Here is a 13,320-nt window from a genome sequence, read left to right on the forward strand (position 1 = left end):
CCCTCAGGCCTTCGCGCGACAGACCACAAGCGCGTAGGGCAGCTCCGGGTCCTCGAACCAGGCGTGCAGCGCGAAGCCGCACTGGCTGGCCATGGCCTCCACGCCTGCGCGCTCGTACTTCTGCGATTGCTCGGTGTAGATCACCTCGCCCGGCTCGAAACCGAAGGACTGGCCCAGCACCCGGCTGTGCACCGACTGTGCCCGAAGGCTCACGAGGAAGCTGCGGGCCACGCCTTGCAACGGGCAATAGCTCGCGTAATGGCGAAAGGCGGCCAGGTCGAAATCCATGCCGAGTTCGCGGTTGAGGCGGCGCAGCAGGTTGAGGTTGAAGGCAGCGGTCACGCCCTCGGGGTCGTCGTAGGCCGCCAGCACGGTGCTGGGGTCCTTGCGCAAATCAAGACCCAGCATGAGGCTGTCGCCAGGCCGCAGGTGCGCGCGTACGCGGCGCAGGAAGCGGTTCGCCTCGGCATCGGTGAAGTTGCCAAGGTTGCTGCCCAGGAACAGCGCCACCTGGTGGCGCCGTGCCTGCGGCAGCGGCCAGGTCTGGAAGTAATCGCCGCACAAGGGGTGTACCGAGAGCGCCGGCAATTGCCGCGTCGCGCGCTGCCCGAGGCGTTCGAGCGCCTGCGCCGAGATGTCCATGGGCCGGTAGCTCAGGCTGGCGCCGGCCTTGAGCCATTCGCGGCACAGTGCCAGCGTCTTGCGGCCGTCGCCACTGCCGAGTTCGAGCAGTTCCATGGGCGCGCCGGTGGGCGTCAGCGCGGCCAGCAGCGCGCGCGCGTGGCGCCGCAGCAAGCGTGCCTCGACCCGCGTGGGGTAGTAGGCGGGCAGCCGCATGATGCGCTCGAACAGCCGCGAGCCTTGCGCGTCGTAGAAGTACTTCGAGGACAGCTGCTTGGGCAAGGCGCTCAGGCCGCGCATCACATCGCCGGCCAGGGTGCCCTCGGCGGCATCGGTGTGCGGCCCATCGGCCGCCAGCGCGCTGACCGTGGCGGGAAGTCGGTGATGTTTGCTCATCGGGCGAGGCGAATGCCGGTGTACTGCCAGCGCAGCGGTGGCTGGAAGAAGTTGCGGTAGGTGAGCCGGGCATGGCCGGGCGGCGTGGCAAACGAAGCACCACGCAACACCTGTTGCCCGACCATGAACTTGCCGTTGTACTCGCCCACGGCGCCGTCGGCGCGGCGAAAACCCGGGTACGGTGTGTAGGCGCTGGCCGTCCATTCCCAGCGCAGCCCCCAGGCCATGCCGTCGGCGGCCGCCACCTCCCATTCGGCCTCGGTGGGCAGGCGCGCGCCCGCCCAGTCGGCGTAGGCGCTGGCCTCGAACCAGTTCACGTGGGTCACGGGGGCGTTGGGCGGCAGCGGTTGCGGGCCGCGCAGGGTCTGGTGCCACCACTGGCCGTCGTCGCCGCGAAACCAGTACATCGGCGCGCGTTCGCCGCTGGCGGTGCGCCAGTCCCAGCCGTCGGCGTGCCAGTGTCGCGGGGTGTCGTAGCCCCCGGCGTCCATGAACGCCAGGTAATCGGCATTGCTCACCAGCCGGTCCGCCAGCGCATGGGGCTGCAGCAAGACCTCGTGGCGCGCGCCCTCGTTGTCAAACCCGAAACCCCCGCCCGCATGACCGATGGCGCACACGCCACCGGGATGCGAGCGCCAGCGCAGTGTGCGTGGTTGTTCGGGATGCTCCTGGCCGACGGCGATGGCGTGCGTGTCGTGCGTGTCGTGCGTGAGGTACGCAGGGCGCAGCGGGTTGTGGCCCAGGATGAACTTGATGTCGGTCAGCAGCAGCTCCTGGTGTTGCTGTTCGTGTTGCAGGCCGAGTTCCAGCCGTTCGAGCCAGCGCGCTTCGGGCCGTGTGTCGAGCCACGCCAGCACGGCCGCGTCCACGTGCGCGCGGTAGGCCATCACCTCGCTCACGGTCGGTCGGCTCAGGTGGCCCCGTTGCGCACGCGGCACGCGCGCGCCTTCGCTCTCGTAGTAGCTGTTGAAGAGGAAACCGTAGGCCGGATGGAACGGTGCGTGCCCGGGCACGGCCTGCGCCAACAGCAAGGTCTCGAAGAACCAGGTGGTGTGTGCCAGGTGCCATTTCGGCGGGCTCACGTCGACCACTGGCTGCACCACGTGGTCCTCCACCGCCAGTGGCGCGCACAGGCTGACGCTGCGGGCGCGGATCTCGCTGAAGCGCAGGGCGAGTTCGCCCAGGTCGTCGCGGCGCATCAGGGGCTGACCTGCACGCCGCGCCAGAACGCCACACGATCGCGCACGCTCTCGGCCTCGGGCTTGGGGTCGGGATAGAACCAGACCGCATCGCGGTTGAGCTCGCCGTTCACCAGCAGGCTGTGGTAGCTGGCCTCGCCCTTCCAGGGGCAGAACGTGTGGTGGTTGCTGGGCTGCAGGTACTCGGCCCGCAGCGAACCGGCGGGGAAATAGGCGTTGCCTTCAACCAGGACGATGTCGTCGCTCTCGGCCACGACAACGCCGTTCCAGATCGCTTTCATGCACTCTCCCGGGGTGTGTTGGGGATGGGTCGCATGCTGGTTCGATTTCTTTCACGACGCCACCCTTGGCGCGGCTCAACCGATGAATGGCAATGGCTGCGGTGCCGTGGCCGCCACGCGCCCGGCGACCCGCCTGGCCACCTGCAAGGCCACCTGCGCGGCCACCTGCTCCGCCTGCTGCGCGATGGTGCGCAGCAAGCCGCCGGGCTGACGGATGTCGAAACCCACGAAGTGCAGGCCCTCGAGATCGCCCGCGCCGTGCAGCACCGTCGGCAGGCCACGCGCATCCAGCGGCAGCGTGTGCTGCGGGAACAGCGTTGCCAGGCCGGCGCTGTAGCCGGTGGCGAGCACGATGGTGTCGAACGGCTGCTCACGCCCGTCGGTGAAGCGCACGCCGCCGCGCGTGAGCGTGGCGATGCCGGGGAACACGGCGATGTCGCCGGCCTTGATGCGATCGAGTGTGCCGATGTCGATCATCGGCGTCTTGCCTTCGCGACGCAGCTGCTGCAACGGCGACGCGCGTGGCGTGCGCAGGCCCCAGCGCGAGAGATCGCCCACGGTGAGGTTGCGCAGCAGGCTCGCGAGCGCGTTGCCCAGCGGCTCGGGCAGCTTGGCAAGCGCAATGCTGGAGAGCTGCGTGGGCCGGCCCAGCACGTCACGCTTGACGATGTTGACCGGCGAGCGCACCGACAGCGCCACGCGCACGCCGTGTTCGGCAAGGTCCAGCGCGATCTCGGCACCGGTGTTGCCGATACCCACCACCAGCACGCGCTGGCCGGCAAAGGGTTGGGCGTTGCGGTAGTCGCGGCTGTGCAGCACGCGCCCGGCAAAGGCGTCCTGCCCGGGCAACAGGGGCATGCTGGGTTCGCGGTTGGCGCCGGTGGCCAGCACCAGCTCGGGTGCGGCAAAGGTCTGCCCGGCGGCGGTGTGCACCTGCCATTGGCTTGCGTCGTGCGTGATGCGCAACACCGTCTGCCCGTACAGCGGTGCGATGCCATGGTGCCGGGCATAAGCCTCGAGGTAGTCGACCACGCCCTGGCGCGGCACGTAGCGCGGCGCGTCGGGCGGGAACGGCAGGCCCGGCAGCGCCGAGTGCGATTTGACGGTGTGCAGGTGCAGGCGCTCGTAATGGTGGCGCCACGAACTGCCCACGCCGCAGGCCTGCTCGAGCACCGTGCTGTCGATGCCGCGCTGGCGCAGGCAGCCCGCCACCGCCAGGCCTGCGGGGCCAGCGCCGACGATGAGCACGGGGTTGGTTGTGGCGTTCGCGGCGGCTGCTTGATCGGGCATGGTGACCACGAGTGTGCCCGCAGGTCCGCTGCTTGCGCATCCGTGATCGCCCGCGGGTGCGGGTGCTGCGATCACGCAGCCCTTCAGAAAGGCAGATGCAAGCCGAACAGCAGGCCCGCGAGCAGACCGATCACCGTGCCGACGACCACGTCGAGCGGGAAGTGCGCGCCGGTGTGCACACGCGCCCAGCCGGTGAGCACCGCGATCGCGCTCATGGTAGCCAGCAGGGCGTCGTTGAGTGTGTAGGGCAACAACACGCCGATCACGGCGCCCATGACCAGCGCATGGCTGCTCGGGAACCCGGCGCGCGCGCTGTGGCCGAGGTGGTTGTCGCACAGGCCGAGCACGAACGGCCGCTGGGCCTGCCAGCGACGCGCCAGCCGCTTGCCCACGAGCTGCACCGCGCCGGCAAACACCAGCGAGAGCACGGCCAGCAGCGCGCCGTGCGCGGGGGCTTGCGCCGCCACGGCAGCCACCACCGCCAGCAAGGGCAGCCAGCTCCAGCGCGCCAGCAGGCGCGCGAACGTCATCAGCCATGCCGGACCGTGGCCGGCGCCGATGGCGCGAAAGACCCGGGCGTCGAAACGCCGCCAGGGCGAGGCGATGGTCGGTAGCGCGGCGTGGGAGAGGTCCATCCCGCCACTCTGGGCAGCGAAGATGAAGCGCACATGAAGGCCGCGGGTCAGTTCAGTGACGCGGCGCGCGCCTGCATCAAGGCGCGGTCCTGTGCGTTGTGGGTGAGCGCTGCGGCACGCTCGAAGGCTGCGCGCGCTTCGTCGCGCCGGCCCAATTGCTCGAGCAGGTCACCTTGCACCGCGGCCAGCCAGGGGTAGCGCGCGAGGGCGGGTTCGGCCAGCAGCGGCTGCAGCACCTGCAAGCCGGCGGCAGCGCCCGCGTGGCGCGACACCGCCACCGCGCGGTTGAGCTCCACCACCGGTGAGGGCTGCACCCGCGCGAGGTCGTCGTAGAGCGCGGCCATGCGGCCCCAGTCGGTGGCGTCGGCGGAGGCGGCGCGCGCATGGCAGGCGGCAATGGCGGCCTGCAACTGGTAGGGACCGGGTGTGCGCGCGAGCGATTCGGCGCGTGCGATTGCCTCCAGCCCGCGGCGGATCAGGAGGTGATCCCAGCGCGAGCGGTCCTGCCGCTCCAGGAGCACGGGGCGGCCTTCGGCGTCGGTGCGCGCGGCACTGCGCGAGGCCTGGATCTCCAGCAGCGCGAGCAGGCCCAGCACCTCGGGCTCGTCGGGCATCAGCGCCAGCAGCACGCGCGCGAGCCGCAGCGCCTCGTCGCACATGGCCGGGCGCATCCAGTCGTCACCGCGGGTGGCGGTGTAGCCCTCGTTGAAGACGAGGTAGATCACTTCCAGCACCGAGCCCAGGCGCTCGGCCAGCGCGGCGCCGCGCGGCACCTCGAACGGCACACCCGCCTCGCGCAATGTGCGCTGGGCGCGCACGATGCGTTGGGCGACGGTGGGTTCGCTTTGCAACATGGCGCGCGCGATCTCTTGCGTGGTGAGGCCCCCCAGCAGCTTGAGCGTGAGCGCCACGCGGGCGTCGGCCGAAAGCAGCGGGTGGCAGGCGGTGAAGATCAGCCGCAGCAGGTCGTCGCCGATGGTGTCCTGGCGCGCGGCGTCCACGGTGTCGGCCACGTCGGGCACGCGGTCGGCCTGCAGCGCTTGGAGGTCGGCGGCGATATCGGCTTCGTGGCCCTCGCGCGTGGCGCGCTGGCGCAGGTGGTCGATGGCGCGGTTGAGCGCCACGCGCATCAGCCAGGCGCCGGGCTTGTCGGGCATGCCGTCCACCGGCCAGTGCTCGAGCGCAGCCACCAGCGCGTCCTGCGCGATGTCCTCGGCCACACCGAGATCGCGCACGCGCCGGGCCACTGCCGCCACCACCGCCGCGGATTCGAGCCGCCAGATGGCTGCGATGCGTTCATGGACCGCGCTGTGCATCGGCGCCCGTCAGAACTGGCGCGGCGCTGCTGCCTCGTCCATGTAGAACACCTCCCACTGGTGGCCGTCGGGATCGGCAAAGCCGTGCTGGAACATGAAGCCGTGGTCTTGCGCGCGATTGGGCGTGCTGCCACCGGCCGCAAGCGCCTTGGCCACGAAGCCGTTCACCTCGTCGCGGCTGGCGCATTCGAGCGCGTTCAACACCGCCGTGCCCTTGGCTGGGTCTGCCACCGGCAGGTGGGTGAAGCCCTGGAAAAAGGGTTTGACCAACAGCATCACGCCAATGTGCTCGCTGATGACGATGCAGGCCGCCTGCTCGTTGGAAAAACGCGGGTTGAGCGTGAAGCCCAGCCCGGTGTAGAAGGCTTGTGCACGTGGCAGGTCGGCCACGGGCAGGTTGACGAAGAGTCTGGAAGGCATGGGGATCTCCTGGCTGGTGTCTCACGCAACGACCGGTTTCGCCGCGCTCCTGCCGACGACGGTCGCGGCGCTACGGCATCGACCGCCGCCCGTCGGTTGGTGCCTCAGGCCCGGCTTTCGTCAAAACACGGTGCCAGGCCGCGCACCTCCACCGTGGCCCATTCGGCGGCCGGGCACTGGCGGGCGAGCTCGATCGCCTCGTCACGCGTGACGCCGTCGAGCAGGAAGAAACCTCCCACCATTTCCTTGGCCTCGGCAAACGGGCCGTCGAGCCGGCGCGCGGCACCGGGCGCCTGACTGATGCGCACCGCGTCGTTCAGCCCGGCGAGCGATTCCACCGCCTTGAGGCGGCCCTGCGCGCGCAGCGATGCGCCGAAGGCCTGCATGCGCGCATAGGCCTCGCGGCCTTCGGCTTCGGTGCGGGTGGCACGCTGGCCCGTGGGTTCGATGATCAGCAGCATGTACGACACGGTGCAAGGTCTCCCGGTAGGCAAAACGCACATCCTAGGCCCAGAATGCGGCGCCATGAACACCTTGCATTTCGACACCTTTCGCGAGCAGGCCCTGGCCGAGGGCTTTGACGAAGTCATCGAGCGCCAGTGGGCTCCCGACACCGTGCTCGACACCCACACCCACCCGTTCTCGGTGAAGGCGGTGGTGACGCAGGGCGAGTTGTGGCTGACCGTGGGCAGCGACACCCGCCACCTGCGGGCTGGCGATACCTTCGCGCTGGAGCGCGAGGTGCCCCACGCCGAGCGCTACGGTGCCGATGGCGCGGCGTACTGGGTGGCGCGGCGCAACGCGGCCTGAAGCTTCCCACCGCCCGTCGCCTTCCCCCATCGGTTGCATGACGCCGCCGCGCGGCGCGCCCAGACTGAACGAACGTTCAGGAGGCCGTCATGAAACTGCGCGAACTCAGCATCGGCTCGTTCAACCTCTACAACCTCAACGAGCCCGGGCGGGCCATCTACACCGACCGCGACGGCTGGACCCAGGCCCAGTACGACCTCAAGATTCTCTGGACGGCAGCGCAGCTGCGTTCGCTGGTGGCCGACGTGATCGGTTTCCAGGAGCTGTGGCACCGCGACTCGGTGCAGCGCGCGATCGACGCCGCGCAGCTGGCGAACGACTTCGAGCTGATCACCGCGCCGCAGGCCGACGGCTCGCGCATCACCTGCGGGGCCATGGTGCGGCGGGGCTTGCGCGCCAGTGAGCCGCAGTGGATCACCGCGTTCCCGCCTGGCTTCGTGCTGCGCTCGCGCGGCGACGACCCGCAAACGCCGGCGATCGACGTCAACATCCGCGGCTTCTCGCGCCCGCTGCTGCACTTTACCATCGCCCCGCGCGAGGACCGCGAGCCGGTGCACGTGTTCGTGTGCCACTTCAAGAGCAAGGGGCCGACCAAGGTGTTCAACGAAGACTGGTACCGCGATGCGGTAGACACCTACCGTCCGCACGCCACAGGCCTGGGGTCGGCGATCTCAACCATCCGCCGCACCGCGGAGGCCGCGGCACTGCGGTTCATGCTGTCCACGCTGATGAAAGGGACGCGCACCCCGGTGGTCGTGCTCGGTGACATCAACGACGGCCAGCACAGCAACACCGCCAACATCCTCACCGAGCAGCCGCAGTACCTGGTGGGTGGCGCCCTGGGCGGCAGCGACACCGCGCTCTACACCGCACAGACACTGCAGGAATACCGCGACACGCGCGACGTGTACTACACCCACGTGCACCAGGACATCCGCGAATCGCTGGACCACATCCTGGTGAGCCAGGAGTTCTATGACCACAGCCGCCAGCGCGTGTGGATGTTCGACGGCCTGGCGATCAACAACGACCACCTGAATTTCGACAACCACCCGAACGACGGCACCGGCGACCACGGCGTGATCCGCGCCGCGTTCAAGTACCGGCCCGCGGCAGGGGCCTGACGCCTCAGCCGGGCTTGCGCAGGTGCAGGTACCAGCCCATCACGGGCTGCGCCTGGTCTTCTCGGATGGGTGCGGCCCACACGGCATCGACCAGCAAGCCGTGGGCAGCGGCCAGGGCTTCAAGCGACTCGCGCCCGTGCGCGTAGCGCAGGCTGGGGCGCAGTTGCAGGGCGCGCCCTGGGTCGGCTTGCTCCACGCTGAATGCGAAAACGCCGCCCGGGGCCAGGCGCGGCGCGACGGCGGCGAACACCGTGTCCAGCGCACCGACGTAGATGAAGACATCGGCCGCGACGATCAGATCGGCGGTGTCGCCGGCCTCTCGCAAGCCCTCGATGACATCGGCGCGCCAGACCCGCCGGTACAGGCCGCTCGCCTGCGCGCGGCGCACCATCGCATCGGCCACGTCCACACCGTCGATGGCGTCGGCGTGGGGCGCGAGCACCTGCGCACACAGCCCGGTGCCGCAACCCAGGTCGAGCACGCGCTGGAAACGCCGGCCGCCCGTGAGCAGTGGCGTGAGCAAGGTCTGCGGCGCGCTGTACTTGAGCACCTCGACCAGGTGGTCCTGGAACTCGTCGGCGTAGCGGTCGAACAGGACGCGCGCGTACAGGGCGGGCGGCGGCGGCGGGTCGCGCGCATCGGTGACGGCAGCGAGGTAGAAGCGGTGCAGTTCGGCGTCGGCACCGTGCGCGATGGCCTGCTCGAAGCAGTGCGCGGCCTGGGCCAGATGGCCGTGGCGGCGCATCACGGTACCGCGCTGGCTCCAGGCCTCACCCATGGTCGGGTCCAGCGCCAGGCACTCCTCGATCGCCTGCAGGCCTTCGCGCTCGTGGTCCTGCTCCAGCTCGCAGGTGGCCAGCGCCAGCCACAGGCCGGCCTGCTGCGCGCCCAGGCCGATGGCCTGGCGCAGCGCGTGCACCGCGCCCGCCCAGTCACCCCGCGCCTCACGGCACAGGCCGAGCGCGGCCCAGGCGTCGCGGTTGGTGGGCTCGGCCAGCAGCGCTGCGTCCAGCCGCGGCACCGCGTCGGCCCAGCGGCCCAGCCGCGTGAGCGTGACGCCCAGGTTGGCCAGCACCGAGGCCCGCCCGGGCACGAGCGCCAGCGCGGCCTCGTAGTCGGCGCGCGCGGCATCGAAACGGCCAGCCTCGAAATGGTCGTTGCCGGCGAAGAAGTGCGCCTTGGCGCGTTCGATGGTGTCGTCGGACATCGGCGGCCCGGTGCGATCAGACCTTCGAGAAATCCGGCTTGCGGCGTTCCATGAACGCCCCGAACGCCTCCTTCGCCGCCGGCTCGCGCAGCATGCGCCCGAAGCTGGCGCCCTCTTCCGCAATGGTCTTGAGCACCAGCTCGCTCTGGCCTTTCTTCATGAGGCGCTTGGTTTCGATCAGCGAGCTCAGCGGCTTGGCGGCGAGCTTGGCGGCCACGCCGTGGGCGTAGGTGTTGGCCTCGGTGGGCGGCAGCACGCGGTTGACGAGACCAACCTCGAGCGCGGCCTCGGCCATGAAGGGTTCACCCAGCAGCAGCGCCTCGGCCGCGCGGTGGTAGCCCAACATCTGCGGCACCAGCAGGCTGCTCGCTGCCTCGGGGCACAGACCCAGGTTCACGAACGGCATGGAGAACGCGGCGTTGTCGCCAGCGTAGACCAGGTCACAATGGAAGAGCATGGTGGTGCCCACGCCCACCGCCGGCCCGCACACCGCCGCCAGCAAGGGCTTGGGGAAGGTGGCGATGCCCTGAAGGAAGCGAAACACCGGCGAGTCCAGGCCCGCGGGCGGGCTGTTGAGGAAATCGCCGATGTCGTTACCGGCCGAGAACACGGTTTCATGGCCCTGGAACAGCACCACGCGCACGGCGGCGTCGTCCACCGCGCTGGCCAGCGCGTCGGCCATCGCGCCGTACATGGCGGCGGTGATGGAGTTCTTCTTGTCGACCCGGTTGAGGGTGATGGTGCGGATGCCGGCTTCGGTGTGGACGAGGATGTCGCTCATGGCTTTGCAAGCGGGTGTGAAAACAGCCGGGCAAGTTACCACGAAGGCCACCTTCGATGCACGACGCGGCCTAGACTCGGCTCCCTCGAACTGTCACTCACACGACGCCATGCGCCCTCGCCTGCCGTTCATCCTGCTTTGCCTGTGCCTGCTCGTCGCGCCGGCTGGCGCGCAGGACAAGCCCGACACCAGCCCCACCGCCCAGGCACCGCTGCCCGAGATGCCGCGCCCGCGCGTGGCGCTGGTGCTCTCGGGCGGCGGGGCGCGCGGTTTTGCCCACGTCGGCGTGCTCAAGGCGCTGGAGGCCGCGCGCGTGCCGGTGGACCTGATCGTGGGCACCTCGATGGGGGCGATCGTGGGCGGTCTCTACGCCAGCGGCATGACGGCCGACGAACTGGAGCGCGAGATCCTGGGGGTGGACTGGAACGGCCTGTTCAGCACGCGCCAGCCGCGGCAGATGCTCTCGCAGCGGCGCAAGGAGGAGGACTTCGAGCTTTCGCCAGTGCTGCTGCTGGGCTTTCGCGACGGGGAGTTCCGCCTGCCCACGGGCGCGGTGTCGAGCCGATCGCTGGAGATGCTGCTGCGCCGCTACACGCTGCCCACGCGCCACCTGCCCAACTTCGACGGCCTGCCGACGCGCTTTCGTGCCGTGGCCACCGACATGGAGACCGGCAAGGCGGTGGTGATGGACCGCGGCGACCTGGCCGCCGCGCTGCGCGCGAGCATGTCGGTGCCGGGTGTGTTCTCGCCGCTGGAGATCGATGGCCGCATCCTGGGCGACGGCGGGCTGGTGAACAACCTGCCGGTGAACGTGGCGCGCGATCTGGGCGCCGAGGTGATCATCGCGGTCAACATCGGTACACCTCTGGCGGGCCGCGACTCGCTGGGCACGCTGCTGGGCATCACCACGCAGATGGTGAACATCCTGACCGAGCAGAACGTGCAGGCCAGCATCGCCACGCTCACGCCGCGCGATCTGCTGCTGGCGCCTCCCCTGGGCGATCTGAGCTCGGGCGATTTCGAGCGCGGGGCCGAACTGGTGCGCCTGGGCAACGACTACGCGCGCACCGTGAGCGAGGCGTTGGCCCGCTTTGCGGCACCGGCGCCGCAGTACCAGGCCTGGGCCGATGCGCGGCGCACGCAGGCCGAACTCAACGCCACCCGCGTGGGCACCATCGCCAGCATCCGCTTCGAAGGGGTCGAAGAAGCGCGTGCTGCGCGCATCGCGACCACGCTGGACACCGCACCCGGCCAGGCCGTGGACGTGCGGCGCATCGAGGAGGACCTGCAGGAGCTGGCGGCGCTGGGCGACTACGAGCGCATCGACTACCGGCTGGTGCGTAATGCGGACACCGGCGGCGAGGACCTGGTGATCGGCCTGCGCGAAAACAACTGGGGCCCCAACTACCTGCGGCTGGGCATCGACCTGCGCACCGACTTCCAGGGCGAGGGCGCGTTCAACCTGCGGCTGAGCCACAACCGCCACTGGCTCAACGACAGCGGGGCCGAGTGGCGCAACCGTGTGCAGGTGGGCGAGACGTTGGGCCTGTATTCCGAGATCTACCAGCCGCTGGGTCTGGCCAGCGAACGTTTCCTCTCTGCCTACGTGGACGCCAGCGTGCGCCGGGTCGACCTCTACGGGCTCGATGGCGATGCGCTGGCGCGACTGCAACGGCGCAGCCTGCGCCTGGGCGCCGACATCGGCTGGCCGATCGGCCTGCGCGGCACCGTGGGCGAAATGCGGCTGGGCCTGGTGTCGAGTGCGCGGCGCGCCACGCCCGAGCTGTTGTCGGCCAGCCTGGCCGGGCTGCCGGTGGCCAGCAGCGTGCGATGGCGCGAGAACGGCCTGCGTGCGGCGGTGATCGCCGATCAACTCGACTTCGCAAACTTCCCGTCGCGCGGCTACCGCGCCCTTGGCGAGTTCGTGGCGGGCCGACGCAAGGAGGTGGGCGGCGCCACCAACAGCTTCACCCGCGTGGAGGGCAGCTTCACCGGCGTGCGCAGCTTCGGGCCGCACACGCTCAACATGGGCGCACGCTTCGCGCACGCCAGCCGCATTCCGCTGGGCGCCATCGACGAATACTCGCTGGGCGGCTTCCAGAACCTCTCCGGTTACCGCACCGGGCAGGTGGCGGGCAACTACCTCGTGTTCGGGCGCCTGACTTACTACCGCCGCCTGCCTTGGGACGTGGGGGTGGCGCGCGCGCTGTTCGTGGGCGGCTCGCTGGAGGCCGGCAATGCCTGGCTCACGCGGCGCGACATCTCGCTGGGTGACCTGCGCGGCGCCGGCAGCCTGTTCGTGGGCGCGGACACCGGCATCGGGCCGCTCTACCTGAGCGTGGTGAGCGCGCCCAAGGGCTTCACGGGGTTGTACCTGTTCCTGGGCCGGCCCTGAGGCTCATTCCTTGTAGTAGACGACCTGGTGCGTGGTGGCCAGCAGCGCGCCTGCCTGGCTCCAGAGCTGGCCGCGCTGGTCGAAGTAGCCGTTGCGCATCACGCTGGACTGCGCCTGGCCCAGCAGCCAGCCCTCGCCCACCGCCGCAAGCTCGGCCTGGCCGACGTGGAAGTAGATCGTCATGGACACCGTGCCCGCGGGCACGCGCGTGGCACGACGAAGCCACACGCGCGGAAAGAACACGTCGCACATCGAGGCCAGGCTGGCGAAGTCAAGCGCGCGCGGCGGCTCGTCGCGCACCCACAGCGTGGTGCGGCTGTGCTCGCCCGATCCGTCCCACACGCGCGGGATGGCGCCCTCGACGATGCGGATGTCGTAGCGCTTGACCCATTCGACCAGCGCGGCCATGTTGGGCTTGCCGATGGCGTTGGGCGAGAGCACGCGTGGCGCGGGTTCGTCCTGCGTGCCCCAGGTCTCGCGGCGCAAGGCGGTCAGCGCGGTGCCGGTGAGCACGGTTTCGCCGCCCTGTTCGATGTCGACCAGCCAGTGCTGGGTGGAGCGGTTGGTGCGTACCGGGCGCGCCGTCAGCGCAAAGGCGCCGTCGGCCAGCGCGGCGCAGTAGTTCACCGTGAGCGAGACCGGATCGCCGATCCTGTCGGGATGCTGACTGATGGCCTGCAGCGCGGTGGCCGCGGTGATCCCGCCATACGGACCGACCATGTTGGCGTAGGCGGGATCGGTCTGGCCGCGCCAATGGCCGGCCTCTCCACCAGCAGTGAGCTTGATGGCGCGATCGAAGGCGTGTGCATCCATACGCGCAGTGTGCACCAGCGGCATGCCACGTT

At 70.1% G+C, this 13,320-nt stretch carries 14 protein-coding genes; 3 read left to right on the top strand and 11 right to left on the bottom strand.

The features are described from left to right. Window positions 1–3: 3 nt before the first annotated feature. From egtD to M3149_RS03195, 8 genes are all read right to left on the bottom strand, one after another. A complete protein-coding gene (gene egtD / locus M3149_RS03160; RefSeq protein WP_251707876.1) occupies window positions 4–1,017 on the bottom strand; it encodes an L-histidine N(alpha)-methyltransferase in 1,014 nt (337 codons plus the stop codon). Further along, window positions 1,014–2,216, bottom strand: a complete 1,203-nt coding sequence (gene egtB, locus M3149_RS03165) for an ergothioneine biosynthesis protein EgtB (protein WP_251707877.1) — start codon at window positions 2,214–2,216, stop codon at window positions 1,014–1,016. The genes egtD and egtB overlap by 4 nt, the downstream gene beginning before the upstream one ends. Beyond that, complete coding sequence (locus M3149_RS03170) at window positions 2,216–2,497, bottom strand: DUF427 domain-containing protein (RefSeq protein ID WP_251707878.1); 282 nt, start codon at window positions 2,495–2,497, stop codon at window positions 2,216–2,218. The genes egtB and M3149_RS03170 overlap by 1 nt, the downstream gene beginning before the upstream one ends. Window positions 2,498–2,572: 75 nt before the next feature. After that, window positions 2,573–3,787, bottom strand: a complete 1,215-nt coding sequence (locus tag M3149_RS03175; RefSeq protein ID WP_251707879.1) for a flavin-containing monooxygenase — start codon at window positions 3,785–3,787, stop codon at window positions 2,573–2,575. A gap of 83 nt (window positions 3,788–3,870) precedes the next feature. Then, on the bottom strand, window positions 3,871–4,422 hold the full coding sequence (locus M3149_RS03180) for a phosphatase PAP2 family protein (protein ID WP_251707880.1): 552 nt from the start codon (window positions 4,420–4,422) through the stop codon (window positions 3,871–3,873). Window positions 4,423–4,469: 47 nt separating this feature from the next. After that, window positions 4,470–5,738 carry an RNA polymerase sigma factor gene (locus M3149_RS03185; RefSeq protein ID WP_251707881.1) on the bottom strand — a complete coding sequence of 423 codons (1,269 nt, stop codon included), beginning with the start codon at window positions 5,736–5,738 and terminating at the stop codon, window positions 4,470–4,472. Between the two features lie 9 nt (window positions 5,739–5,747). Continuing rightward, on the bottom strand, window positions 5,748–6,158 hold the full coding sequence (locus tag M3149_RS03190) for a VOC family protein (RefSeq protein ID WP_251707882.1): 411 nt from the start codon (window positions 6,156–6,158) through the stop codon (window positions 5,748–5,750). A 104-nt stretch (window positions 6,159–6,262) separates the two neighbouring features. Then, a complete protein-coding gene (locus M3149_RS03195; protein WP_251707883.1) occupies window positions 6,263–6,628 on the bottom strand; it encodes a YciI family protein in 366 nt (121 codons plus the stop codon). Between the two features lie 55 nt (window positions 6,629–6,683). Here M3149_RS03195 and M3149_RS03200 point away from each other — a divergent pair, with 55 nt between their 5' ends. Continuing rightward, window positions 6,684–6,968 (top strand): cupin domain-containing protein, encoded by a 285-nt coding sequence (locus tag M3149_RS03200; RefSeq protein ID WP_251707884.1) that lies wholly within the window; start codon window positions 6,684–6,686, stop codon window positions 6,966–6,968. Window positions 6,969–7,057: 89 nt separating this feature from the next. Further along, on the top strand, window positions 7,058–8,092 hold the full coding sequence (locus M3149_RS03205) for an endonuclease/exonuclease/phosphatase family protein (RefSeq protein WP_251707885.1): 1,035 nt from the start codon (window positions 7,058–7,060) through the stop codon (window positions 8,090–8,092). A gap of 4 nt (window positions 8,093–8,096) precedes the next feature. Here the strand turns inward: M3149_RS03205 and M3149_RS03210 are convergent, their stop codons facing one another. Together M3149_RS03210 and M3149_RS03215 are read right to left on the bottom strand one after the other, a co-directional pair. Then, window positions 8,097–9,299, bottom strand: coding sequence for a tetratricopeptide repeat protein (locus M3149_RS03210; RefSeq protein ID WP_251707886.1), 1,203 nt, complete (start codon window positions 9,297–9,299; stop codon window positions 8,097–8,099). A 16-nt stretch (window positions 9,300–9,315) separates the two neighbouring features. Further along, on the bottom strand, window positions 9,316–10,080 hold the full coding sequence (locus M3149_RS03215; protein ID WP_251707887.1) for an enoyl-CoA hydratase: 765 nt from the start codon (window positions 10,078–10,080) through the stop codon (window positions 9,316–9,318). Window positions 10,081–10,189: 109 nt separating this feature from the next. Between M3149_RS03215 and M3149_RS03220 the strand changes: the two genes are divergently transcribed. After that, the gene (locus M3149_RS03220; protein WP_251707888.1) at window positions 10,190–12,475 is read left to right on the top strand and encodes a patatin-like phospholipase family protein; all 2,286 of its coding nucleotides are present in this window, start codon (window positions 10,190–10,192) and stop codon (window positions 12,473–12,475) included. Between the two features lie 3 nt (window positions 12,476–12,478). Here the strand turns inward: M3149_RS03220 and M3149_RS03225 are convergent, their stop codons facing one another. Next, window positions 12,479–13,288 carry an acyl-CoA thioesterase gene (locus tag M3149_RS03225; RefSeq protein WP_251707889.1) on the bottom strand — a complete coding sequence of 270 codons (810 nt, stop codon included), beginning with the start codon at window positions 13,286–13,288 and terminating at the stop codon, window positions 12,479–12,481. Window positions 13,289–13,320: the final 32 nt, after the last annotated feature.

This window comes from Hydrogenophaga intermedia (genome assembly GCF_023715105.1).
GTDB lineage: Bacteria > Pseudomonadota > Gammaproteobacteria > Burkholderiales > Burkholderiaceae_C > Hydrogenophaga > Hydrogenophaga intermedia_A.

Coding starts and splice junctions, on each gene's coding strand:
- M3149_RS03225 (WP_251707889.1), bottom strand. CDS start 13,288: ATGGATGCACACGCCTTCGATCGCGCCATCAAGCTCACTGCTGGTGGA.
- M3149_RS03185 (WP_251707881.1), bottom strand. CDS start 5,738: ATGCACAGCGCGGTCCATGAACGCATCGCAGCCATCTGGCGGCTCGAA.
- egtD (WP_251707876.1), bottom strand. CDS start 1,017: ATGAGCAAACATCACCGACTTCCCGCCACGGTCAGCGCGCTGGCGGCC.
- M3149_RS03220 (WP_251707888.1), top strand. CDS start 10,190: ATGCGCCCTCGCCTGCCGTTCATCCTGCTTTGCCTGTGCCTGCTCGTC.
- M3149_RS03170 (WP_251707878.1), bottom strand. CDS start 2,497: ATGAAAGCGATCTGGAACGGCGTTGTCGTGGCCGAGAGCGACGACATC.
- M3149_RS03215 (WP_251707887.1), bottom strand. CDS start 10,080: ATGAGCGACATCCTCGTCCACACCGAAGCCGGCATCCGCACCATCACC.
- M3149_RS03200 (WP_251707884.1), top strand. CDS start 6,684: ATGAACACCTTGCATTTCGACACCTTTCGCGAGCAGGCCCTGGCCGAG.
- M3149_RS03175 (WP_251707879.1), bottom strand. CDS start 3,787: ATGCCCGATCAAGCAGCCGCCGCGAACGCCACAACCAACCCCGTGCTC.
- M3149_RS03190 (WP_251707882.1), bottom strand. CDS start 6,158: ATGCCTTCCAGACTCTTCGTCAACCTGCCCGTGGCCGACCTGCCACGT.
- M3149_RS03180 (WP_251707880.1), bottom strand. CDS start 4,422: ATGGACCTCTCCCACGCCGCGCTACCGACCATCGCCTCGCCCTGGCGG.
- M3149_RS03205 (WP_251707885.1), top strand. CDS start 7,058: ATGAAACTGCGCGAACTCAGCATCGGCTCGTTCAACCTCTACAACCTC.
- egtB (WP_251707877.1), bottom strand. CDS start 2,216: ATGCGCCGCGACGACCTGGGCGAACTCGCCCTGCGCTTCAGCGAGATC.
- M3149_RS03210 (WP_251707886.1), bottom strand. CDS start 9,299: ATGTCCGACGACACCATCGAACGCGCCAAGGCGCACTTCTTCGCCGGC.